A 22183-nucleotide genomic window follows, 5' to 3' on the forward strand; every position below is an offset into this window, starting at 1 on the left:
GGAGCCGGTCCCCCGCGGGGGGACCGGCTCGTCCGGGTCCGAGGGTGCGGCTCGGGGTTCAGGCCGGAGCCGGTCCCGTGCTCGCCCGTACGGTCAGCTCCGGTGCCAGCAGCTCGACCTCGTCCGTGCCGCGGCCCGCGAGCTTGGCCACCACCTGCTCCACCGCCCCGCGCCCCATCTCCTGCGCCGGGATGGCGACGGAGGTGAGCCGCACCGAGGCCTGCGTGGCCACCTGTTCGGGGCAGATCGCGACGACGGAGACGTCCTCCGGCACGGCACGCCCCTGTTGCTGGAGCAGGTTGAGCAGCGGCTCGACGGCGGCCTCGTTCTGCACGATGAAACCGGTCGTGCCGGGCCGTTCGTCGTAGACCCTGGCCAGGGTGGAGGCCATCGCCGCGTACCCTCCCTCGCAGGGCCGGTGCAGGACCCGTACGCCCGTCTCCTGCGCCTTGGCCCGTATGCCGTCCACGGTCCGTTCGGCGAAGCCGGTGTGGCGCTCGTAGACGGCGGCGGCTTCGCCGATCACGGCGATCTCGCGGTGTCCGAGGCCCGCGAGGTGCTCCACGCAGAGCGCGCCGGTGGCCTCGAAGTCGAGGTCCACACAGGTCAGTCCGGCGGTGTCGGCCGGCAGTCCGATGAGGACGGCGGTCCGGCCGGACTCCCGGAGCAGGGGGAGCCGCTCGTCGTGCAGCTCGACGTCCATCAGGATCATCGCGTCCGCGAGCGAGCTCCCGGCGATCCGCCGGACCGCCGCGGGGCCTTCCTCACCGGTGAGGAGCAGGACGTCGTAGCCGTGCGTGCGGGCGGTGGTGGCGACCGCGATGGCGATCTCCATCATCACCGGCACGTACATGTCGGTGCGCAGCGGCACCATGAGCGCGATGATGTTGGTCCGGCTGCTGGCGAGGGCGCGGGCCCCCGCGTTGGGGTGGTAGCCGAGCTGCTGGATGCTGAGCTCCACCCGTTCCCGGGTGGAGGCGGAGATCGACCGCTTCCCGCTGAGGACATAGCTCACCGTGCTCGCGGAGACTCCGGCGTGCTGGGCGACCTCGGCAAGCGTGACCATTCAGCTCTCCCTTGCAGATGAGGACGGTGAAGGAGAGTCGGTGAAGCGCTTCGACAGCACTCCCTACTCCTCTCCTTACACTCTGACATGCACAGACACCGCCGAGCCTAGACTCGCTCGCGGGGACTGTCCAGCAGTGGAGTCGAAGCGCTTCGATCGCCTGGGATCCGCTCCTCCACACCGTGTCTCAGGACGCCGACGGTGTCCAGCCGGCGAGCCAGTCCGCGGTCTCCTGAGCCGTGGCCTGGGAATCCGAGAGGTGCGGCCGGTCGCTGCTCGCGGAACCCGCTCCGGGCCCGGCGTTCCTGTACTCGGCGAAGCGGTCGTCCTTCCAGGAGAAACCGCTCATGTCGGTCCACGGGGCGGATTTGACCGCGGCACTGAGCGTGGTGTCGCGGAAGGTGGCCATCGGGTCGAGCGAGGCGTCACCGCCCGCGTGCCACGGCCGCCCGAGGTAGAAGCTCGCCGCGGAGACGTCGCCGTTGACGGTCGAGTTGTTGATCAGGAAGCCCTTGCGGTCCGCGGCGGTGCTGGGTGCGGCGATGTAGCCCGCGGAGCTGCCGTCCCACCGCTTCTTCAGCGTGATCACGCAGGAGTCGATCACCGCGCTGGCCCGGCCGAAGATGAAGTCGACGTTGCCGATGACATAGGAGTTGGTCATGTAGACACGGCCGAGCGTCGCCTTGGAGGCGGTGTCGAGGAGCAGGGTGTCCTGGTCGCCGGTGACGATGACGGAGTCGAGGAACACCTTGTCCGCGGCGGTGCGCAGGGCGACGGCCTGGCGTGCGCTCATGTCCTGGTGGGCGGCCTCGTCGAAGTCGTTGGAGATCGTCAGGTTACGGGCCTGGAAGCCGTTCGCCTCGGCCGCGACGGTGGCACTGCCGCTCGTGCCGTAGGTGCCCGACCCGTCGGGTTTCCGGGTGCCGGAGGCGTTGTCGTAGACGATGACGGTGTCCTTACGGCTCGATCCGCTGCCCTGGAGGGTGACGTTCTGTTTGGTGGCGGGGATCTTCACGGTCTCGCGGTAGGTGCCGGGCTTGATGGACACGATGACGCGTGCGGTGTTGCCGACCGGGATCGCGTTCACCGCGGCCTGCACGGTGGTGTACTGCCCGCTGCCGTCCTTGGCGACGGTGAGCGTGCTCGCCGCCGCGGCGCCGGACGCCGACCCGTATGCCTGCACCGACACGACGGCCAGGAGCGCCGCCGCTCCCGCCGTCAGCGCGCGGCGCTGTCCGGGGTGGGCCGCGGTACGTCGTCGATTCGCTGCCATGACCTGGTCCGTTCCGTCGGGAAGAGGTGGGGGTTCCTGGCAGTAGTCGCCGCGGCGGCGCGAAAGGTTGCCACGCGCCCGGGACTCGTGGCGGTACGGGAATGCGGGCCAGGCGCACCGTCTCATGATCTGTGGAACCGCGCGTCCCGCGCCCGGACCTGTCCACGGGGCCCCGCGGCCCGCAGCACCACGTCGAGCGCCCCCGCCGGATCGGCCGCGTACACGTTGCTGAACCAGGCCATGTTGGCCTCGACCACCGCCCACCGCTCGGTGTCCCGGCCGCCCGTCCCCCACATCCGCCCGACGTCGACCACCACCGCGCTGGGCAGGGTGGCCCCGCACGCCTCGGCCAGCCGTCGCGCGAAGTCCCGGATTCCGGCCTCGTCCGGGTGCCCCTTCAGCGGCGCGGCGTCCAGCCGGCCGAAGGTGGCGTACCGGGAGCCGGCGCGTATCTCTCCGTCGAGCAGGAACAGCCTGAACTCCGCTGCCCAGGTGACCACTTCACTGACCTGCACCAGTGGGTCGCTCCCGTGCGAAGGCACCTGGAGCGCACTGCCGTCCTCGTACACCGCGGCCGGAAAGCTCTTGTCGGTGGGCGGCTTCACGAAGACGGGGCCCTTCTCCCGGCGGGCCGCCGACAGTCGGACGCGCGTGATCCCGCGCCCGGTGAACGGGTACGGCAGTGCGTCCAGCCAGCCCTCGTCCGGCTCCAGCAGTGTCACTCCCAAGGGGCCTGCCACGCCCGAGGCGAAGTGCGGGCCGCCGTAGTAGTGCGCGCCGCTCCTCCCCCGCAGCCGGTCCGGCACCCCGGCGCGGGGCAGGATCACGACCTCCATGCCGCGGTCGCGGGCCGCCCCGGCCAGGAGGCCGGCCGTGGCGGAACGGTGCGGGGCGAGCGCCAGGAGAGGGACCATGCGACAGCAGCTTAGGCGCCCGGGACCTTCCGGGGGTCAGGCTGCCGGGCCCGCGGTCCCGCCACCGCCGCCCACGGCCGCCGACACGCGGCAACACCCGGAGCGGTCCGCTCCCGCGTCGGCTCCGTCAACTCGCCTCGCGCCACGACAGCACACCGTGGTACGGCGATGTTGCCCCACACGACGGGTGGTCAGTTTCCGCAGAGGACGGCCACCGGCCCGAAACACCGCCGACGGGGACGGGCACCGGCAGCGCCGATCACACGCCGGCGGACTTGGCCACCTTCCCGACGAGAGCCGCGATCATCGGTTCGTCCGGCCCCGGCTCCGGCGCGAACTTCGCCAGTTGGGCGGGAGGGAGCGGCCCGAGGACCTCGGAGGTCTCCACGGTCGCGATGACCCCACCCACACGTACGACGGTCACCAGGGAGTAGTTGTACCCCTTGTGTCCGGACGTCGTTTCCGTACGGCCCAGCACGCGGTACCGCACGGCCTCCTCGCCGAGATCCGGTACCGGAAGCGTCTCGGTCGTGAGGGAGGCGGCACCATGGGCATTCCGTACCGAGAAGCTGTCGCATGTGTCCACGGCGCGGCGCAGTGCGGCGAGACGGGAGCGGGCCGTCTGCGGCGGGTAGCTGGTGAGAACGGTGTCCCGGGGGGCCATGGCACTGTCGCCCACGTACATCGTCGACCATGCGGCAGCTGATTCCCCGCGGCCGGGCACGTTTTGGCTGCGCACCTTCCGCAGAGCCACACAGCCGTCCGGCTCGGCCGTCTCCTCGCCGACGTCGCCCGTGGCGGCGCCGGTGCGCGCATCGCCACCGGTGAGGGTGAAGCCTGCGGCTGCGGCCTCGCCTTCGGTGAGCAGCGCGGCCTTGAGCGTGTCGGCGGTGAGCGGCGTGGAGCGGTCCTTCGCCTCCGACGCCGCCGGGACCCGCCCGGCGTCGCTGCCTGCCCCGGCCGGCCTCTGGGCGTCGGAGCAGGCCGGGGCCAGACCGAGGACCGGCAGGAGAGCGGCGGCCGGAAGCCATCGCCGTCGCATGTGATGTGCCATCAGGTTCCGTTTCCTCGAGCGTGTTCGGGCCGTGATCACGCGGTCCCTCCAGCTACGGCCCGTAGGTGAAGTGTCCGCGGCTCGTGCGCTGTGGGCCGGGTCCCGCCGTCCCGCACAGTGCACCGCCCTCGGTGCCGACGTTCACCAGGCCGGTCGCCTCACCGTCGAGGCCCACGAACCGCAGCGCGTGCCAGCGCGGCAGCCAGTAGACCCGGCCCCGGTGGCCCGCGAGCAACTCCCGCAGACCGGCGGGGGCGTGCGTCCAGACCTCGGGCAGACCGCCCGCGTGGTCGAAGGCGGCGCGCAGGGCGAACCAGCCGTCGTCACGCACGTCGCTGGAGGTCAGCAGCAGCTCGACGGCCTGGCCGGGCTCCTGCACGCACTTCTTGGCGTGGATCCAGTGCACGTGGTGGCCGGGGGCGTACCGCGTGCAGCCGTCCTGGTGAACGAGGTGGGGGAGCATGGGCCGTCGCCCGCCTTCCGGGGTCATGGACCCCGGGGGCCCGTCCCCGGTGGTCCGCTGTTCCCCGCACGGTGCCGCGCGGGGCGGGTCGTCACCCGGAGCACCCGCAGCGGAAGCGGGGTGCCGTCCAGCGAGCCGGGGCTTTCCACTGGAACTCATGACCCACCGGAAGCGTAACAGCAGCGCAGGATGCGTCAGCGCGTGCGCAACACCCCTCTGACGCACCGCACATGACGCCTCACCCGTGCAGGAGAACGGGGAACGCCTCCATGTCGTTCTGCGTCATCACCGGCAGCTTGCGGATCTCGTCGTCGGGTATCGCGAGCTTCAGGTCCGGGAAGCGGCCGAACAGGGCGGGCAGCGCGATGCCCGCCTCCACCCGGGACAGGGCGGCACCGGGGCAGATGTGCGGGCCGTGACCGAACGTCATGTGCCGGATCGGCGCGGGGCGGGTGATGTCGAAGACGTCGGCGTCCGCCCCGTGCTGCGCGGCGTCGCGTCCGATGGCCCGGTACGAGATGACCAGCCCCTCCCCCTTGGCGATCACCTGGTCCCCGACCTGGATGTCCTCCGTGGCGAACCGCATCAGCAGATGGGTGCTGGGGGTGTCCCAGCGCAGGGTCTCCTCGATCACCGTCTCCCACGGGATCTCCCCGTCCAGCACCTTCCTCAGCTGGCCGGGGTGGGCGAGCAGCGCCCGTACGGCGTTGAGGACGAGCCCGATCGTGGTCTCGTGCCCGGCCGCGACCATGGCCTTGAGGTTGCCTACGACCTCCTCCTCGGTGAGCGGTTCGCCGCCCTCCTCCGCGAGGATCAGCGCACTGGTGAGATCGTCCGCGGGGCGCGCCTTCCTGTCCCGTACGAGCTCCGCGTAGAAGACGTCCAGCTCCGCGATGATCGCCATGCGCTCCTCCTGCGGGGTGAGCATGGAGAAGAACGCCTTGTACCGCTCCATCAGCATCGGGTGCAGCGCCTCGTCCACGCCCATCAGCAGACCGACCACCCGCATCGGCAGCGGCTGGGCGAACACCGTCTTGAGGTCGACGACGCCGTCCTTGCCCTGCTCGGCGAGTGCGTCCAGCAGTTCCTCGGTGAACTGCTCGATGGCCGGGCGGATCGCCTCCAGCCGGCGCGGGGTGAGCGCCTGGGAGGTCTTCGTCCGCAGCCTGCGGTGCTCCTCACCGTCCACGGTGAACATGGAGCGCCCGGCGTCGATCATGCCGATCAGCGGCCAGGCGTGCGTGACCTCGCCGCTCTGCCAGAGCCCCCAGGCGTCCAGGTCCTTCACCAGCCGGGTGTCGACCAGGAGTTGACGTGCCTCCGCGTGCCGGGTGACGGTCCAGGCGGGCACCCCGAGGAGCTCGATGCGGGCGAGCGGGGCGCCGTTGCTCAGCTGTTCGGTCTCACCGTCGAGATCCCGGACCAGGGGGTCGACGACCACGGTCGCGTGCGGGCACTTCACAGCGGGTCTCCTGTCGTACGTACGGGTGCGAACCGGACGGGGAGCGCGTTCATCCCGCGCAGGAAGGCGGAGGGCCGCCGCACGAGGTCCTGGGGCGGGACGGCGAGCTGGAGGTCGGGCAGCCGGTCGAGGATGACCTCGATCGCGGTACGGGCGATGGTCTCGGCGATCTCCTGTGCGGGGAAGGGGCAGCGGTACTCGCCGTGGCTGAACGCCAGGTGCGCCCCGTTGCTGCCGTGCCCCAGGTCCTGGCGTATCAGGGGGTCGGTGTTGGCGGCGCCCAGGCCCAGCAGGAGCATGTCCCCCGCCTTGATCATCCGCCCGCCGAGCTGCGTGTCGCGGGCCGCCCAGCGGCCGGCGAGGATCTGGGTGGGGCTCTCCTCCCAGAGGACCTCGTTCATCGCGTCGCCGACGCTGCGCCGGCCGCCGGCGAGCGAGTCGGCGAACTGGTCCTCGGTGAGCATCAGGCGCAGGGAGTTGCTGATCCAGTCGGCGGTGGTGAGGTGGCCGGCCGCCGTGATCGCCATCAGGTCGAGCGCGTACTCCTCGTCCGTGAAGGGCTCGGGGTCGGCGAGCATCCGCGAGGTGACATCGTCCCCGGGCTCGGCCCGCTTGGCCGCCACCAGCCGCCGCATGTGCTCGCCGAACCGCCCGTGCGCCTCCTGCGCCCCGGGGCCCCCGTCGGCCAGGTCCTTCAGGACCCGGGCGATGTCCGCCCCCTCCGCGTCGGGGAAGCCGACGAGCCGGGCGAGGACGAGCACGGGCAGCGGCTCGGCGAAGTCGGCGACGAGATCGGCCGTGCCCCGGCTGCACATGCCGTCGACGAGCCGGTCGGCGAGCTGCTCGCAGTGGTCCCGGATCTCGAACGGGTCCACGCCCTCCAGCGCGGGCACCACCATCTCGGAGTGCCGCCGGTGCTCGGCGCCGGCGGTGAAGTAGATGGACGGCATGGGCTGCCCCACCATGGGGAGCAGCGGCCAGTCCTCGGGGATGTGCTCCCACTGGTTCCACAGCCCGACGTCCCGCGGGAACAGCTCACCGTCGCTGGTGACCTGGTGCAGCTCGCGGTAGCCGACGACCAGCCAGGCCGGAAAGCCGCCGGGGAGCTCGGCGGGGACCACGGACCCGTACGCGTGGCGCATCGTCCGGTACAGCGCCTGCGGGTGGGTGTGGAACTCCGGTCCGCTGAGCGGCACGGGCGCAGTGGCGGCGTGCGCGGGGCAGCCGCCGCCGGACGCGGGCACGGCGGATAAGGAAGGGCTCGTCATCGTACGGACTCCTGGGAGACGGCTTCGCGCGTTGCGGCCATACGATCAACGCGCGACCACTATAAGGAGGTTGGGTGAAACATTGGGTGACTGTCGCGCCCATATTCCGACTGTTCACGATCACATGCGTGTGGCGTGGCTCACGGGAACCCCGTGCCCGGCACAGCAGGATCGGATTCGAGCCATGGCCGTGCTTCCGGGCCCGTCGGCCACGAGGGAGCAGCGGCCGTCCTCCTGGACCGGAAGCGTTCCCCGCGATGCGGTTGTCCGGTGAGTCGACGTCTCATCGCGCACGGAGGGGGTACGGAGGTAGGCATGGCTCTCGTGAAACGTGTTGCTCTTGCTCCTCGTGCGGTGCGGCAGCTGCGGCGCGTCCGCTCGGTGTACGTGGCGGGGATGCTGCTGTCCGTCCTCGGCCTGCTGTCCTACGAAGACTCCGCTGCAGGCGGCCGACAGACCGTGATCGCGGGCGTCTTCCTCGTGGTGTTCGCTGCGCTCCTCACGCTGACCGCGGTGCAGTTGTGGAGGCACGGGCGGACCGAGCACTGCAGCACGGCGAAGAAGCTCACCCGGCTCAGCATCGGACCGTAGACGGCAGGCAGGACCGTCCGGGGGACCTTCGCAGCGCCGCGTGGGCCGCATGTCGGGTCAAGGGCTGTCCCGCAATTTCTGGTCAATCAGCGCGCGGCGTCAGATGCGGTGCATCGCAAGGCGGAGGGACGCCCGCATACAGGACGTATTCGGGCGTTCCGACAACGTGGCGAGGTGCCGTAACTGTCGTCGTGGGCCCGCCAGGAGTCGCGGGACAGCCCTTGGTACTCCAGCTGTAGATCGTGATCTTCATGTCTGGGTGTCGGCGGCCAGTCGGATTCCCCACGTAGGGCCAGTGGGAATGTAACTCTCCGTTTCGGCTCGGGGCGGGTGCCCGATGCGGCCGGTCATGTGTGTGAACGCGACCGGCTGCCGGGCCATGTTGGTGTGGGGTAGGAGATCAGCTGTCTGCGGAGTGGTCCTGGCCGAGGAGTTCTGCCGCGAGTTCCATGCAGCGGATCCGGGCGGGGGAGAAGTCGTAGGGCATCTTGGTGACCGCTTCGCAGGCGCTCATCCGTGCGGGCTCCTCGCCCTTCGGGTCGGCGTCGTAGGTCTCGAAGAGCTTCTCCTCGTCCGTGTCCAGTCCGGCCGCCTCGATGGCCTTCTCCAGGGCTTTGTGGTGGGCATATCGCTGTGCGGCGAGTTCTTCGACGCGGGGGTCATGGGGATCAACGCCGTCGTCGAGGGCGGCGTCGAGACGGTCGTCCTCGGCCCTGAGGTCGGTGTGGGTGGCCAGCACGATGAACACGCTTGCCTGGACTGCGGCGCCCAGCGGGCCGAAGACCCGTTCCGTGACCAGCAGGGTGTCCAGGTCGGAGGGGCGCAGTACGCCCGGGGGTAGGTGGCCGAGCCGGTCCGTCACCAGTTCGGAGAGTAGCCCGAGCGGGCTGCCCACGGCCCGCAGGCGCTGGACAACGGCGCGCTGGCGTTTGATGTGGGCCTCCTTGGCGGCCAGGGCTTCCTCCAGCCGGCCCAGGTTCTCCTCGATGTCCCGGGCTTCGTCAAAGGCGGCCCGCATGTCGTCCAGGCTGATGCCGGCGTCTGCCATCTTGCGGATCCACAGCAAGCGGATCATGTCGTCGTAGCCGTAACGGCGGCGGCCGTCCCCGCCTCGCTCGGGCTCCGGCAGCAGACCGATCTCGTGGTAATGGCGAATCGCGCGCGAGGTGGTCCCGGCGAACGCGGCCGCATCACCGATCTTGACCTGGCAGGGAGGTGTGAAGGAGGGGTGCATCGCGGAGGGAGCCTTTCGTGCTGTGGTGTCTCGACGACATCACATGCCGCTACGGCATGTGCAAGGACACACCACTCAGACGCCACCAACAGCGGGCCCGTCCACCGCCGGAAGCCATCCAGCACAACGACGCCCCCGGCTCCTCCTGGCCGGCGCATCGGCGCGCAACGTGCCCGCGCCGGTGGCCACTTCGGCCGAGGAGGCCACCGCGAGCACATGGCCCGGACCGCGTTTTCCCAGGGCCACCCTCAGTTTCGGGTTGCCGCCGTAGACCTCGTCGCCGGTCACCCAGCCGATGCGGTGCCCGGCGTCCAGGAACCGCTCGATCATCACGCGGGCCAGCTGGCCGTCATGCGAGATCGAGGTTTGGCCGGGGCATAACCGCCTTCGACGGGATACCTCATCAGTTACCGGCAGAGAGAAGTGTCGGCGTCCGGGTCGCGGCGCCTCCGGCTCCTCCGCCGGCTCCTGTCACCTCGTCCTCGTCCACTCCTGGCATCGGGTGGACTTGAAGACCTCGCCCTTGTTGACGGTAACCCGGCCGCTGCCGTCCAGGTTGCCGTTGGCGATGATCGCGTCGAACTCGCCGCTGGCGTTGCTCGCCCGCTCCCAGTAGCAGCCGAAACCGCCTGCGGGGCCTGCGGTCCGGTAGGTACCCGCCCTCATGTCCTCCCCCACCAGGTACTCGCCGTTCCCTTCGACGGTGGTGGGCGGTCCCTTGGGCTTCGGCGGCTTGGGGGGCGGGGCGGTCACCGTCGCGGTCCTCGTCACGGTCACCTTCGGCCCCGGTACGTCGACCTCCTTGGTGACGGTCTTGGTCACGGTGACCTCCGGCGAAGGGCCGGCGGAGTTGCCGGCCTGCGCCTCCTCGTCCGAGACGCCGATCCCGACGCCGAGGAACAGGGCGAGGAGACCGACCGCTCCGTGGGTGAGGCATCCCCTGCCGCGCGACGGCTCCAAGGGCGGCGCGGGCGGGGCCGAGGGCCCGCCCGGGAAGGCACCGTGGGGCGACGGGGCGGGCCGGGTCGGATACGTACCGAAGGACGGGGTGGCGGTGGGGCGGGGAGGGTCGGGCTGCTGCGGGCCGGCGGGATGCATCGTGTGGGCTCCTGGTCGTCGTGATCGTGGGTAGGGGCGGCTGGAAGGGCGGTCACTGGCCCCGGATGCGCCGTCCCGCCTCGGTGCCCGGGTAGAGGATGGCGTCGGCGACCCGGCCGCCGGAGTCCTTCACCCCGCCGCTGAAGTTGAGCCGCCCGGTCGCGCCGGCCTTCGCGGCCACGCCGTCCCAGTAGCGCGCCTCGCGCTCCCACCGGATACCGGCGAGGAGCCGCTGGAGTGCGTCGCTGCTCAGTGCGTTCGCCGGGTCGGCCCAGGGCGTCGTGTGGTGGACGGCGATGCCGAGGCCGGCCAGCACGGCCGGTGCGGTGAGGGCGCCGCGCGAGACGAAGTGGGCGCTGTGGTCGGCGATGAGACGGGCCAGCAGCGGCACGACGCATGCCTCGACCTGGCCGGCGTCGGTCCCGGTGGGCAGCTCGTCCTCCTGCACGGTCTCCGCGGACCGGGACAGTCCGTTCCGCCCGTAGACCGCCGTGATGACGAGGGCCCGCAGGGCGGAGAGGGTGATGACCTCGGGGTCGGCCTTGCCGACCTGGCGCTTGCTGGCGTTGACGAGCTTCGTGAACGGTACGAGCCTGTCGTCCACGTTGACCTTGACCGCGTCGGCGACGCGGTGGGCGAGGCGGGTGGCGAAGTCCCGCTGGTCCATGGACATGGCCAGGTTCTTCGCGACGGCGACGCCCTGGACGTTGCGGTCGTAGAAGATCTGCCGCGCGTCGGCCACGCTCAGGTCCACGTAGAGCTCGAACGGCACGCGGACGGTGCCGAGTTCGGCGTAGGTGAGCCCGAAGCGCTCCGGGTCGTCGTACAGCTCGTGCCAGGCGGTCGTCTGGGTCTCGCCGTCGATGGCGACGACCGAGGTGCCGGGCGTGATGGTCAGCGTCCGCAGTCCGGTGCCGGGCAGCAGTTCGTCGCTGAGCGCGGCGAGCGGTCCGGCGTGCCAGAAGGTGACCGGCGGGGTGGACCAGCCGGCGCCCAGCTCCCCTTTGACGCCGTCGGCGATGTACTCGGCGTACGAGCCGACGTTCTTCCCCTTCTGCGTGGACTTCAGCGCCCGCTGCACCAGGGAGCGCAGTTCGGCGTGACGGCGTACGGCGCCGGAGGCGGCCCTGAGCGCCCTGGTGTCCTCCTCGCGGCGGGGCGAGGGGACGAGCTGGACGAGTGTCGGGACGGACATGGTGCCGATCACGGCGTCCGCACGGAAGGGCATGACGGTGAGCTGGGTTCCTTCGACGACGGCTGTCGACATGGTGATGCGCATGGCGATTCCCCCCACGGGATCGACGGGTGGCCCGGACCCCCCTCGGGCCGAGCACCTCCGCTTGGAAGCAACACCAGCGAAGCAGAGCCGTGAAAGCATTGTCAAACAGCTTGACGCGTTTGACGAGTGGTGTAGGTTGTGAGCTGTTCGCTACCGAGAGGCCCAGGACTCCCGCCATGCCCCAGCCACCCGCCCAGGTGACCGCCGCCGAGATCTCACGCATCGCCGGAGTCACGCGCGCCACCGTCAGCAACTGGCGCCGCCGGCACGACGACTTCCCGGCACCCTCCGGGGGCACCGACTCCAGTCCTCTGTACGACCTGATGGACGTGCGGAAGTGGCTCGGCTCCCGGGGCCACGCCTCGACCGCCGACCCCGCGGAGGAGCTGCGCACCACGCTGCGGCTGCACCCCGGGGGCGCCGGCGTGACCGGCACCCTGCTGCCCCTGGTGCTGGCCGCGGCCTGCCGCACTCCCGAGGAGCGCACCGCGCTGGCCGGCCTCTCGGACGCCGGGCTCCTCGCCCGCGCCGACGGGGCGGTGGCCGATCTCGCGGACCTCGTCCCCGGCGCGGAGGCAGTCCGTTTCACGGCGCGGGACGTCGACGTCCTGCGCGCGCTGCTGCACTGCGTGCAGGACGACGCGAGCGGCGAGGCGGCGCTGGCCGTGCTGGCGGAGCGGGAGCTGGAGGACAGCGCCGCGAGCGGCACCTACCGCACGCCCGCCCCCCTGGCCGACCTCGTCGCCCGCCTGGTCCCCGGCCCGTACGGGCGGGTCATGGACCCGGCCTGCGGCAGCGGCTCCCTGCTCTCGGCCGCCGCCCGGCGGGGCGCGACGGTGCTGTACGGCCAGGACAGCGTCCCCGTGCAGGCGCAGCGCAGCGCCGTGGGTCTGCTGCTGGCCGCCCCTGGCGCGGACATCTCGGTGCGTACGGGCGACAGTCTCCGCGCGGACGCGTTCGGCGGGGTCACCGTCGACGCCGTCCTGTGCAACCCGCCCTACGGCGACCGCGACTGGGGCCACGACGAGCTGGCCTACGACGCCCGCTGGGCCTACGGCGTCCCGCCGCGCGCCGAGTCCGAGCTGGCCTGGGTCCAGCACGCCCTGGCCCATCTGGTGCCGGGCGGCCATGCCGTCCTGCTCCTCCCCCCGGCCACCGCCTCCCGGGCGTCGGGCCGCCGGGTGCGCATGGAGCTGGTCCGCAGCGGGGCCCTGCGCGCGGTGGTGGCGCTGCCTCCGGGGGCGGCGGCGCCGTTCCATGTGGGCCTGCAGGTCTGGGTGCTGCGACGTCCCGGACCGGCCGGCCCCGCGCACACGTCGGTCCTGTTCGTCGACACGTCCGACGCGGCGGCAGCGGGCGGCGACACGGCGGCCGGTGCGGGCACGCGCACGGCCGGCACGGCCTCCGGCACCCGCGCCGGCCGCGCCCCGCTGAACTGGACGGCGCTCACGGAGACGGCGCTCACCCAGTGGTCGGCCTTCGCGAAGGACCCGGACGCGTACGCCGACGAGCCGGGCACCGCCCGCGCCGTCCCCGTGGTCGATCTCCTGGACGAGGTCGTGGACCTCTCCCCCGCCCGCCATGTCCGCGCCTCGCGCACGGACGTCGCCCCGGCGGAGCTGGCCCGGGAGGTGGACGAGGTACGCCGGCGGCTCGTCACCGGCGCCACGTCCCTGGGCAGGGAGGCCGGTTACACCGGCTGGGGTCCGGCCGGTGCCGTGCCCCGCGAGTGGCGCACGGCGACGGCGTCGGACCTGGCCCGGGGCGGCGCGCTCACCTTGCTGCGTACGGCGCCGGAGGGCCGGGAGGCGCAGGGCGCCCCGGACGGCGGGCCGGCGACGGCGGTTCTCACCGGCCTGGACATCGCCCGCGGTACGGCCCCGTCCGGCGACCCGGCCGGCCTGCGGGCGGGTGCGGCGCCGGTGATCGCGGCGGGCGACGTACTCGTACGGGCGGTCGCGGGCGGGGGCGGCGCCATGGCCCGGGTCGCGGACGACGCGGATGCCGGGTCGCTGCTCGGCCCGCAGGTCCACCTCTTCCGGCCCGATCCGGCGCGCCTGGACCCGTGGTTCCTGGCCGGGTTCCTGGGCGCGGAGGAGAACATCGCGGGCGCGTCGACGGGGAGCACGGTCCTGCACGTCAGCCCGGGGCGGCTGCGCGTGCCGCTGCTGCCCCTGGAGGAGCAGAGACGCTACGGCGACGCCTTCCGCCGCGTCCACGCGCTGAGAGCCGAGGCCGTGCGCGCCACGGAGCTGGCCGAGGAGACGGCCCGGCTGCTGGCCGGCGGGCTCACGGGGGGCGGGCTGATCCCGTCGGCCCCGGCGACGGCCGGTACCGGCGGGGCGTCCGCCGGATCGGCCTGAACCAGCGCCACGGCCTTCACGCCACCACCACACTTGTCAGGACCCGCTCCGGTAGGGCGGGGGCAGAGGAAAAGGAAACCGGGGAATCCCTTGAACAGCAGCAAACACACGGAGCTGGCGAACCACGCCTGGTCCGTCGCCGACCTCCTGCGCGGCGACTACAAGCAGTCCGACTACGGAAAGGTCATCCTCCCGTTCACGGTGCTGCGCCGCCTGGAGTGCGTCCTGGAGCCGACGCGCGACGAGGTCGCGGAAGCAGTGGTCCGATGCAGGGAACAGGACCTCGACCCCGACTACTTCCTGCCGCGTGCTGCGGGCCACTCGTTCTACAACACGAGCAGCCTGACGCTGAAGTCGATCGCCGGCGACCCGGACAACGCGGCCACGAACCTCCAGATCTACATCGGCGCCTTCTCGCCGAACGCCCGCGAGGTGCTGGAGAAGTACGAGTTCGCCCAGCAGATCCGCAAGCTGGACAGCGCGAACCTGCTCTATCAGGTCATCGGTAAGTTCACCGACCTGGACCTGCGCCCCGAGGTCGTGTCCAACCACAACATGGGGTACATCTTCGAGGAGCTGATCCGCCGCTTCTCCGAGCAGTCCAACGAGACCGCGGGGGAGCACTTCACCCCGCGCGAAGTGATCAAGCTGATGGTCAGCCTGCTGATCGCCCCGGACGGCGACGCGCTGAGCCTGCCTGGCGTCGTACGCACGGTCATGGACCCGGCCTGCGGCACGGGAGGCATGCTCAGCGCGGCCGAGGATCACATCAAGGCGTACAACGAGGACGCCACAGTTGAGGTGAGCGGCCAGGAACTCAACCCGGAGTCCTGGGCGATCTGCCGGTCCGACCTGATGATCAAGGGGCAGGAGCCGGAGAACATCGCGTTCGGCAACTCCTTCTCGGACGACGGTCATAAGCGGGAGAAGTTCGACTACCTGCTGGCCAACCCGCCCTTCGGCGTGGAGTGGAAGAAGGTCAAGGAGGAAGTCGAGTACGAGCACAACAACCTGGGCGACTCCGGCCGCTTCGGAGCGGGCCTGCCCCGCATCAACGACGGCTCGCTGCTCTTCCTCCAGCACATGATCTCGAAGATGAAGCCGGTGGACGTGAAGGGCGGGGGCGGTTCGCGCATCGCCATCGTCTTCAACGGCTCCCCGCTCTTCTCGGGCGCGGCCGGCTCGGGTGAGTCCGAGATCCGCCGCTGGATCCTGGAGAACGACTGGCTGGAGGCGATCGTCGCCCTGCCGGACCAGCTCTTCTACAACACCGGCATCTCCACCTACTTCTGGATCCTGACGAACCGCAAGGACCATCAGCACAAGGGCAGGGTGGTCCTGCTGGACGCGCGCGACCAGTGGGTGAAGATGCGCAAGTCGCTGGGCGACAAGCGCAAGGAGCTGGGCGACGGGACGAACGGCAAGCCGAACCACATCGGCGACATCACCCGCCTGTACGGGGAGGCGGTGACCGCCGCGGCGGACCCGGAACACCCGATGCACACCAAGGTGAAGGTCTTCGACAACACGGCCTTCGGCTACCAGCGCATCACGGTCGAGCGGCCGTTGAAGCTGCGGTTCGAGCTGATGGAGGAGACGCTGGCTGCGCTGCTCGCGTCGAAGCCGGTACAGAAGTGGGCGGAGGAGCGCTTCCTGCCGCGCGAACCGGAGCTGGCGGCGAAGGCGAAGGCCCGGCGGAAGCTGACGGACGAGGAGCAGGCCCAGTTCCAGAAGCTGGCCGACGCCGAGGCGCAGGTGCTGGGCGACGCGCTGAGCCCGCTGCTGGGCACGGAGTGGGCGACCAAGTCGGAGGCGCAGGTGGCGGTACGGAACGCCATGGCGGAAGCCGGCGTACAGGGCCCGACGGGCGCGACGTTCACGAAGGCGCTGCGGGACACGGTGGGGGTCCGGGACCCGGAGGGCGAGGTGCAGCTGCTGAAGGGCGGCCAGTCGGAGCCGGACAGTGAGCTGCGGGACTACGAGAACGTGCCGCTGGGCGAGGACGTCGAGGAGTACCTGAAGCGGGAGGTGCACCCGCACGTGCCGGACGCGTGGATCGACCACACGAAGACGAAGGTGGGGTACGAGATCCCGTTCACGCGGCACTTCTACGTATACAAGCCGCCGCGGCCGTTGGCGGAGATCGACGCGGAGCTGAAGACGCTTGAGACGGAGATTCAAGCGCTGCTGGGTGAGGTGACGGAATGAGTTCCGTACTGGGTGTCCCCCTCCCCGCCGCTTGGTCCGTGGCTCCATTGAAGCATGTGTCTTCCCGGCTGAATCGTGGGTCTGCGCCGAATTACGTGGACGAAGGGCCAGTGCGGGCCATTAGTCAAGCCACGAACCAGGCGGGGGGCCTCGACTGGTCCCGTACCCGCTTTCATAACTTCAGTGGCGATCCGACAAGGCTCAAGGGCTACCTTCGTCCGGACGACGTGCTCATCAATTCCACAGGCACAGGCACTCTGGGACGCATCGGTTACTTCAGTAAGTCACCAGACGGGCTCCCATGCATGGCAGACAGCCATGTCACAGTTGCCCGAGCCAAGCCCGACGAACTGGATGCGCGATTTTCCTATTATTGGCTAGGTTCGCGACCCTTCCAAGAATATGTGTACGCGGCACTCGTGGTTGGAGCCACGAACCAGATTGAGCTCAACCGAGACCGTCTCGGTGATGCCCCTATCCCGCTGCCCCCACTGAAGGAGCAGCGCCGCATCGCCGACTTCCTTGACGCCGAGACCGCCCGCATAGATCGGATGGCAGCGAAAAGGAGCCGCATGCAAGGGCTCCTGCAACTCAAGAGAGAACGTTTCATCGAGTCAACACTCGGCCTTGAGCGAGAAAGCAAACACCATTCTCTGGTACCTCTAAAATACCTCGTGGCGGATGTCACTGTGGGTATAGTCATTACGCCCGCCAAATGGTACGTGGAATCTGGTGGCACACCAGCACTACGTGGAACCAACGTCAAACCTGGCTCCATCGATGCGAGTGAGCTCGTACACATCAGTGCAGCTGGAGACACCGAAAACGCTAAGTCGCGACTCAAGACTGGTGACGTGGTCGTTGTACGCACTGGTCAAGCCGGGGCAGCCGCCGTAGTGCCATCCGACCTGGATGGCTCCAACTGCATCGATCTCATCATTGTGAGACCAGGGATGAGGGTCGACCCCGAGTATCTAGAGTACGTCCTCAACTCGGACTATTCCCGCGCTCGGGTCTCCGAACACTCCGTCGGCAGCATTCAAGCACATTTCAATGTGGGTGCCATGAAGGAAATTCCCATTCCTTCACTTCCGGTTAGCGAACAGAAACAGATTGTCACGCGTCTGCGTACCGAGGTGGGCTCGCTGGATCTCTTGAAGCAAAAGCTGGCCCGCCAAAATACGTTGCTGGCCGAGCGCCGCCAAGCCCTCATCACCGCCGCCGTGACCGGCCAGTTCGATGTCTCCACCGCCAGCGGCCGCAACGTAACGGACGGAGTCCCGACATCGTGAGTCCCATCCACGACGAGTCCGCCTTCGGCAACGCCATCGTCGCCGCCATGACCGAGCGCGGCTGGCGCGAGGCCCGCCCCGAGGACTACCAGGCCGACCTCGGCCTGGACACCAACGAGCTGTTCACGTTCATCGGCGAGAGCCAGCCCCGCGAGTGGGACGAGCTGCTCGCCGTCTACGGCAGCGACCCCAACGCCGCCCAGCGCGGCTTCGCCCAGCGCCTGGACAAGGCCATCAGCGATGACGGTTTACTGAACGTCCTTCGCAATGGCGTCAAGGACCGGGGCGTCCGCCTCCGCGTGGCCTACTTCAAGCCGAATCTCGTCGCCGACGACTCCGTCCTCGACGGCTACCGCGCCAACCGCCTCACCGTCGTACGCGAACTCGTCTATGCCACCAAGCAGGCCGACTGGGGCAACAAGCTCGACCTGACCCTGTTCCTCAACGGCATCCCCGTCGCCACCGCCGAGCTGAAGAACCCGCTCACCCGGCAGGGCGTCGAGCAGGCCAAGGAGCAGTACCGCACCGACCGCGACCCCACCGAACTGATCTTCACCCGCCGGGTCATCGCCAACTTCGCGGTCGACCCGGACCTCGTCTTCGTCGCCACCCAGCTCCGGGGCAAGAACACCCGCTTCCTGCCCTTCAACACCGGCTCCAACGGCGCCGGCCTGCCCGGCGGCGCCGGAAACCCGGCTCCCACCGCGTACGGCACCTACGCCACCTCCTACCTGTGGGAACAGGTCTGGGCGCGGGACAACTGGCTGGACCTGCTGCAGCGTTACGTACACCAGCAGAAGACCAAGACCCCCGGTGGCGGGACGACCAAGTCGACGATCTTCCCGCGCTTCCACCAGTGGGACGTGGTCAAGAAGCTCACCACCCACGCCGCGACCTTCGGTGTGGGCCAGAACTACCTCATCATGGCCTCCGCCGGCTCCGGCAAGTCGAACACCATCGGATGGCTCGCCCACCGTCTGAGCGACCTGCACGCCGACACCGATCCCCGCACACTCGACCCCGAGGCCCTGTCGGCCGGACGGATCAAGCCGGGTGCCCCGGTCTTCGACAAGGTCATCGTGATCACGGACCGCCGCAACCTCGACGCCCAGCTCCGGGAGACGGTCGGCAGCTTCTCGCAGACCGAGGGCCTGGTCGTGAAGGTGGACGAGAAGCACGGTTCGAAGAGCGAGCAGCTCGCCCGCGCGCTGTCCCGGGACACCGGCAAGATCGTCACGGTCACCCTGCACTCGTTCCCGGCACTGCTCGACTACATCCAGCGCAACCCGACCGAGATCAAGGGCACCAGCTTCGCCATCATCGTGGACGAGGCGCACTCCTCCCAGTCGGGAGATGCCGCCACCGCCGTGCGCGCGGCGCTGCGTGACCTCGGTCTGGACTCCGACTCGGAGGACCAGGGCGCGACGGCCGTCACGCTCGACGAGAAGCTGAGGAAGAAGGCCGCGGAGCGCTCGAAGGCCGCGAATCTCTCCTACTTCGCGTTCACCGCCACCCCGAAGGCGAAGACCCTCGAACTCTTCGGCACGGAAGACACCGTGGACGGCAAGGCGGCCTACCGCCCCTTCCACACGTACTCCATGCGCCAGGCCATCGAGGAAGGCTTCATCCTCGACCCGCTGCGGAACTACGTCACGTACAACACGTACTGGAAGCTGGTGAACCAGAATCCGGACGAGCGTGAGGTGGACCCCTCGAAGGCCAACAGCCTGCTCGCCCGGTACGCGCTCACCCACGACTACACCGTCTCCCAGCACGCCCAGGTGATCGTCGAGCACTTCCTGGCGCACTCCCGGGGCCGGCTCGGCGGGCGCGCCAAGTCCATGGTGGTCACGCCCACCCGGCAGTCGGCCGCGCAGATGGCGCGGGCGATCAAGAGCTACATCAGGGACCGGGACTACGACACCAAGTACCCGGACCTGGGTGTCCTGGTGGCGTTCTCCGGCTCGCTGACGATCGACGACGAGGAGACGACCGAGCCGAAGGAGAACGGCGGCATCGCGGAGAGCGCGCTGCCGAAGGCGTTCGCGTATACCCGCGCAGATGACAAGGCGGTCGGCGCGGGCGGCCGGGGCCAGCAGGAGTACAAGATCCTGGTGGTCGCGGAGAAGTACCAGACGGGCTTCGACCAGCCGCTGTTGACGACCATGTACGTCAACAAGAAGCTGACCGGTATCTCCGCCGTACAGACCCTCTCCCGTCTCAACCGCACCGCGGAACGCAAGACGCAGGCCGACCTCGCGGTCCTGGACTTCACGAACGACGCCGAGGACATCCGGGACGCGTTCCGCCCGTACTTCGAGGAGGCCAACACCCTCCCGTCCGACCCGAACCTGCTCTACACCGCCCAGAGCCGGGTCATGTCGGCGCCGATCATCTCGGAGTCGGAGATGGACGAGTTCGCCGCGGCGTACTTCGCGGCGAAGGAGAAGGCGGCCGGCTCGCAGGCGAAGTGGGAGAAGCTGCACGCGGAGCTGTACCGGCTCCTCTCCCCCGCCGTCGCCCGCTTCACCCCGCTCCTGGAGAGCGAGGAGGATGACGACGTGGAGACGGCGGAGGACTTCCGCGCGGACCTCAACGACTACGTCCGCAAGTACGGCTTCCTCGCCCAGATCGTCCCGTACCGTGACGCCGAGCTGGAACGCCTCCACCTCTACGGCCGCTACCTCCTGAACCGGCTCCCCCGCCGGGCGGACGGTGGCGTGGACATAGGGGAGATCGACCTCAGCCACCTGCGGGTCGAGAAGACGGGCGAGTACGACGTCTCCCTGACCCCCGAAGGTTCGACCGAGCTTCCGGGCTTCGGTGAGGGGGCTGGCGGCGCGGCAGAGGCGGAGAAGTCGCTGCTGTCGGAGCTGATCGAGGCGTTCAACGCCAAGTTCGGCACGGACTTCACCGAAGAAGACGTCCGCAAGCCGTTCAACAAGACCAAGGAAGACCCCAAGGTTCGGGCGGCAGCCGTCGTCAACGACGAGGCCAACTTCGGCAAGGTCTTCGACCGGGCCTTCGCCGACAACATGGCCGACCACATCGAGACGACCGCCGGCATAGGGCGCCAGTACTTCGGCCCCGACAAGAGCTTCCGGTCCAACCTGGACCGCAGCGCACGCCGGGCCGCGTGGCGAATGATCCGCCGCGAGGAGAACGTGGACGAGTAGTCCCCGCACACGCGTGAGGGTCCCGCCACAACACCGGCTCGGTGTTGCGGCGAGACCCTCACGTGTACGTTCCTCAGCCGGCGACGAGCCCGACGAACCCGGCCCACGCATCCGGCCCGACGGTCAGCATGGGGCCGCTGACCTGCTTCGAGTCCCGGATGTGTACGTGGGTGGCAGCAGCTGCGAACTCGACACAGTCACCACCCTCTGCACCGCTGTAACTGCTCTTGCGCCAAGCGACTTCCACGCACTCGCCGCCTTCAGCCCCGCTGTAGCTGCTCTTGAACCAAGCCAGCTCCTGCGTGGCAGGAGCATCGGTGGTGTTCATAGCTCTCCCAGCAACTTCTCGATGAATGCCAGAGACTCCTGCGGATTCAGAGCCTGCGAACGGATGATCCCATAACGTGCCGCTACGGAGCGCACCTCTTCGCGGTCGGTCAGCAGGATGCTGCGCCCTTGTACTTCCAAGTACGCAAGCTGCTCCCCACTCTTGCGCGTAATCAGAGTGAATGGCCCATCCAGTCCGGCGTTGTCCTCACGGACCGTCGGCATGATCTGAATCTCGACGCTGCGCTGACGCCCGACCAGTAGCATCTGCTCGAACACGCCTCGCAGCACAGCCCTGCCACCGAACGGCCGACGCAGCACGGATTCCTCGATTACAAAACTCATCAAGGGTGCAGGCCACCGAGTCAGTACCTCCTGACGAGCGATGCGTGCCAACACGCGCTGCTCGATCGTGTCTTCGTCAAGCAATGGTCGCCGCATCGCAAGCAGAGCACGGGTGTACTCCTCGGTTTGCAGTAGCCCGGGTACGGCACTCACCGCATACAGGAAGAGCTCCAGCGACTCGGCCTCCAACCGCGCGGCGTCCCGGAAGAACGCCGGATACTGCGACCGAGCCAACTCATCCTTCAACGCCACCAGCAGCCCACCGGCCTCCAGCACCCGGTCCGCCTTGTCCACGAACCCCGGCTGCGGAATCCTCCGCCCCTGCTCGAACGACGCGACCGACTGCGCCGCATACCCCACCCGCTTGCCGAACTCCACCCGGTCCAGCCCGGCCCGCACCCGCAGCAACTTCAACTGTCGCCCGAAGGCGACCGCCACCCCGTTCTCCGACCTGCCCTCCGGCTGTGTCCCGGCCGAGGGCTCCGCGCCCTCCCCCGTACCCACGCCCGCACCCGTCTCGTCCCGCGTCATCCGCCACCACCTGTCCCACGTACGTACACGCCCCACGCCCGTCGCGCCCCACCGTCACACAGCGGACAGGACGTCACGGCTCACCCGTCAGGACGACATCACCCGCGTCCGCGGCCCCCGGACCGCAGCGCCCGCCCCGGCTCGTCCCACTCGGGCACCGTAATCACCCACTCATCCGCCCGCACAGCGTTCGCGGTCAGTTACCTCCAACGAGTGGTCGTCAGGCCGCACACCCGCAT

General features: G+C 69.6%; 17 protein-coding genes, 1 pseudogene and 1 riboswitch. Of the genes and pseudogenes, 5 read left to right on the forward strand and 13 right to left on the reverse strand.

Features of this window, described 5'->3' with window-relative positions:
- Positions 1–58 precede the first annotated feature (58 nt).
- The 7 genes from AB0F38_RS20930 to AB0F38_RS20960 all read right to left on the reverse strand — a co-directional run bounded on the left by AB0F38_RS20930 (position 59) and on the right by AB0F38_RS20960 (position 7500).
- The gene (locus tag AB0F38_RS20930; RefSeq protein WP_361895299.1) at positions 59–1066 is read right to left on the reverse strand and encodes a LacI family DNA-binding transcriptional regulator; all 1008 of its coding nucleotides are present in this window, start codon (positions 1064–1066) and stop codon (positions 59–61) included.
- A 187-nt stretch (positions 1067–1253) separates the two neighbouring features.
- Complete coding sequence (locus AB0F38_RS20935; RefSeq protein WP_361895306.1) at positions 1254–2339, reverse strand: pectinesterase family protein; 1086 nt, start codon at positions 2337–2339, stop codon at positions 1254–1256.
- A 122-nt stretch (positions 2340–2461) separates the two neighbouring features.
- Complete coding sequence (locus AB0F38_RS20940) at positions 2462–3253, reverse strand: ATP-grasp domain-containing protein (protein ID WP_361895308.1); 792 nt, start codon at positions 3251–3253, stop codon at positions 2462–2464.
- Positions 3254–3512: 259 nt separating this feature from the next.
- On the reverse strand, positions 3513–4307 hold the full coding sequence (locus tag AB0F38_RS20945) for a hypothetical protein (protein WP_361895311.1): 795 nt from the start codon (positions 4305–4307) through the stop codon (positions 3513–3515).
- Between the two features lie 52 nt (positions 4308–4359).
- Complete coding sequence (locus tag AB0F38_RS20950; RefSeq protein ID WP_361895314.1) at positions 4360–4770, reverse strand: hypothetical protein; 411 nt, start codon at positions 4768–4770, stop codon at positions 4360–4362.
- 51 nt (positions 4771–4821) lie between these two features.
- Positions 4822–4933, reverse strand: a riboswitch (SAM riboswitch).
- A 75-nt stretch (positions 4934–5008) separates the two neighbouring features.
- Positions 5009–6232: a cytochrome P450 gene (locus AB0F38_RS20955; RefSeq protein WP_361895317.1), complete on the reverse strand. Its 1224-nt coding sequence runs from the start codon at positions 6230–6232 to the stop codon at positions 5009–5011.
- The gene (locus tag AB0F38_RS20960) at positions 6229–7500 is read right to left on the reverse strand and encodes a cytochrome P450 (protein WP_361895320.1); all 1272 of its coding nucleotides are present in this window, start codon (positions 7498–7500) and stop codon (positions 6229–6231) included. The genes AB0F38_RS20955 and AB0F38_RS20960 overlap by 4 nt, the downstream gene beginning before the upstream one ends.
- Positions 7501–7815: 315 nt before the next feature.
- Here AB0F38_RS20960 and AB0F38_RS20965 point away from each other — a divergent pair, with 315 nt between their 5' ends.
- Positions 7816–8091, forward strand: coding sequence for a hypothetical protein (locus AB0F38_RS20965; RefSeq protein ID WP_361895323.1), 276 nt, complete (start codon positions 7816–7818; stop codon positions 8089–8091).
- Between the two features lie 400 nt (positions 8092–8491).
- Here AB0F38_RS20965 and AB0F38_RS20970 read toward each other — a convergent pair whose 3' ends face one another.
- The 4 genes and pseudogenes from AB0F38_RS20970 to AB0F38_RS20985 form a co-directional block, all read right to left on the reverse strand.
- On the reverse strand, positions 8492–9325 hold the full coding sequence (locus tag AB0F38_RS20970) for a MerR family transcriptional regulator (RefSeq protein WP_361895326.1): 834 nt from the start codon (positions 9323–9325) through the stop codon (positions 8492–8494).
- A 141-nt stretch (positions 9326–9466) separates the two neighbouring features.
- Positions 9467–9670, reverse strand: a pseudogene (locus AB0F38_RS20975) (IS701 family transposase); the annotation flags it as partial.
- Positions 9671–9796: 126 nt separating this feature from the next.
- Positions 9797–10423, reverse strand: coding sequence for a hypothetical protein (locus tag AB0F38_RS20980; protein ID WP_361895329.1), 627 nt, complete (start codon positions 10421–10423; stop codon positions 9797–9799).
- Positions 10424–10475: 52 nt separating this feature from the next.
- Positions 10476–11702: a DNA sulfur modification protein DndB gene (locus AB0F38_RS20985; RefSeq protein WP_361895332.1), complete on the reverse strand. Its 1227-nt coding sequence runs from the start codon at positions 11700–11702 to the stop codon at positions 10476–10478.
- A gap of 176 nt (positions 11703–11878) precedes the next feature.
- On the opposite strand from AB0F38_RS20985, the gene AB0F38_RS20990 reads away from it, so the two are divergent.
- The 4 genes from AB0F38_RS20990 to AB0F38_RS21005 all read left to right on the forward strand — a co-directional run bounded on the left by AB0F38_RS20990 (position 11879) and on the right by AB0F38_RS21005 (position 20741).
- Positions 11879–14065, forward strand: coding sequence for an N-6 DNA methylase (locus tag AB0F38_RS20990; RefSeq protein ID WP_361895334.1), 2187 nt, complete (start codon positions 11879–11881; stop codon positions 14063–14065).
- 90 nt (positions 14066–14155) lie between these two features.
- A complete protein-coding gene (locus AB0F38_RS20995) occupies positions 14156–16273 on the forward strand; it encodes a class I SAM-dependent DNA methyltransferase (protein ID WP_361895337.1) in 2118 nt (705 codons plus the stop codon).
- Positions 16270–17565 (forward strand): restriction endonuclease subunit S, encoded by a 1296-nt coding sequence (locus AB0F38_RS21000; protein WP_361895340.1) that lies wholly within the window; start codon positions 16270–16272, stop codon positions 17563–17565. Before AB0F38_RS20995 ends, AB0F38_RS21000 begins: the two co-directional genes overlap by 4 nt.
- Positions 17562–20741: a type I restriction endonuclease gene (locus AB0F38_RS21005; protein WP_361895343.1), complete on the forward strand. Its 3180-nt coding sequence runs from the start codon at positions 17562–17564 to the stop codon at positions 20739–20741. The genes AB0F38_RS21000 and AB0F38_RS21005 overlap by 4 nt, the downstream gene beginning before the upstream one ends.
- A gap of 73 nt (positions 20742–20814) precedes the next feature.
- Here the strand turns inward: AB0F38_RS21005 and AB0F38_RS21010 are convergent, their stop codons facing one another.
- Both AB0F38_RS21010 and AB0F38_RS21015 read right to left on the reverse strand, forming a co-directional pair.
- Complete coding sequence (locus tag AB0F38_RS21010; RefSeq protein ID WP_361895346.1) at positions 20815–21069, reverse strand: DUF397 domain-containing protein; 255 nt, start codon at positions 21067–21069, stop codon at positions 20815–20817.
- Positions 21066–21944, reverse strand: a complete 879-nt coding sequence (locus tag AB0F38_RS21015) for a helix-turn-helix transcriptional regulator (RefSeq protein WP_361895349.1) — start codon at positions 21942–21944, stop codon at positions 21066–21068. Before AB0F38_RS21015 ends, AB0F38_RS21010 begins: the two co-directional genes overlap by 4 nt.
- Positions 21945–22183: the final 239 nt, after the last annotated feature.

It is taken from the genome of Streptomyces sp. NPDC025273, from assembly GCF_040638585.1.
GTDB lineage: Bacteria > Actinomycetota > Actinomycetes > Streptomycetales > Streptomycetaceae > Streptomyces > Streptomyces cinereorectus.

What these genes read in the sequence shown, in the direction of transcription:
- AB0F38_RS20930 (WP_361895299.1), bottom strand. Translation starts at nt 1,066, where the DNA reads ATGGTCACGCTTGCCGAGGTCGCCCAGCACGCCGGAGTCTCCGCGAGC.
- AB0F38_RS20935 (WP_361895306.1), bottom strand. Translation starts at nt 2,339, where the DNA reads ATGGCAGCGAATCGACGACGTACCGCGGCCCACCCCGGACAGCGCCGC.
- AB0F38_RS20940 (WP_361895308.1), bottom strand. Translation starts at nt 3,253, where the DNA reads ATGGTCCCTCTCCTGGCGCTCGCCCCGCACCGTTCCGCCACGGCCGGC.
- AB0F38_RS20945 (WP_361895311.1), bottom strand. Translation starts at nt 4,307, where the DNA reads ATGGCACATCACATGCGACGGCGATGGCTTCCGGCCGCCGCTCTCCTG.
- AB0F38_RS20950 (WP_361895314.1), bottom strand. Translation starts at nt 4,770, where the DNA reads ATGCTCCCCCACCTCGTTCACCAGGACGGCTGCACGCGGTACGCCCCC.
- AB0F38_RS20960 (WP_361895320.1), bottom strand. Translation starts at nt 7,500, where the DNA reads ATGACGAGCCCTTCCTTATCCGCCGTGCCCGCGTCCGGCGGCGGCTGC.
- AB0F38_RS20965 (WP_361895323.1), top strand. Translation starts at nt 7,816, where the DNA reads ATGGCTCTCGTGAAACGTGTTGCTCTTGCTCCTCGTGCGGTGCGGCAG.
- AB0F38_RS20970 (WP_361895326.1), bottom strand. Translation starts at nt 9,325, where the DNA reads ATGCACCCCTCCTTCACACCTCCCTGCCAGGTCAAGATCGGTGATGCG.
- AB0F38_RS20980 (WP_361895329.1), bottom strand. Translation starts at nt 10,423, where the DNA reads ATGCATCCCGCCGGCCCGCAGCAGCCCGACCCTCCCCGCCCCACCGCC.
- AB0F38_RS20985 (WP_361895332.1), bottom strand. Translation starts at nt 11,702, where the DNA reads ATGCGCATCACCATGTCGACAGCCGTCGTCGAAGGAACCCAGCTCACC.
- AB0F38_RS20990 (WP_361895334.1), top strand. Translation starts at nt 11,879, where the DNA reads ATGCCCCAGCCACCCGCCCAGGTGACCGCCGCCGAGATCTCACGCATC.
- AB0F38_RS21000 (WP_361895340.1), top strand. Translation starts at nt 16,270, where the DNA reads ATGAGTTCCGTACTGGGTGTCCCCCTCCCCGCCGCTTGGTCCGTGGCT.
- AB0F38_RS21010 (WP_361895346.1), bottom strand. Translation starts at nt 21,069, where the DNA reads ATGAACACCACCGATGCTCCTGCCACGCAGGAGCTGGCTTGGTTCAAG.
- AB0F38_RS21015 (WP_361895349.1), bottom strand. Translation starts at nt 21,944, where the DNA reads ATGACGCGGGACGAGACGGGTGCGGGCGTGGGTACGGGGGAGGGCGCG.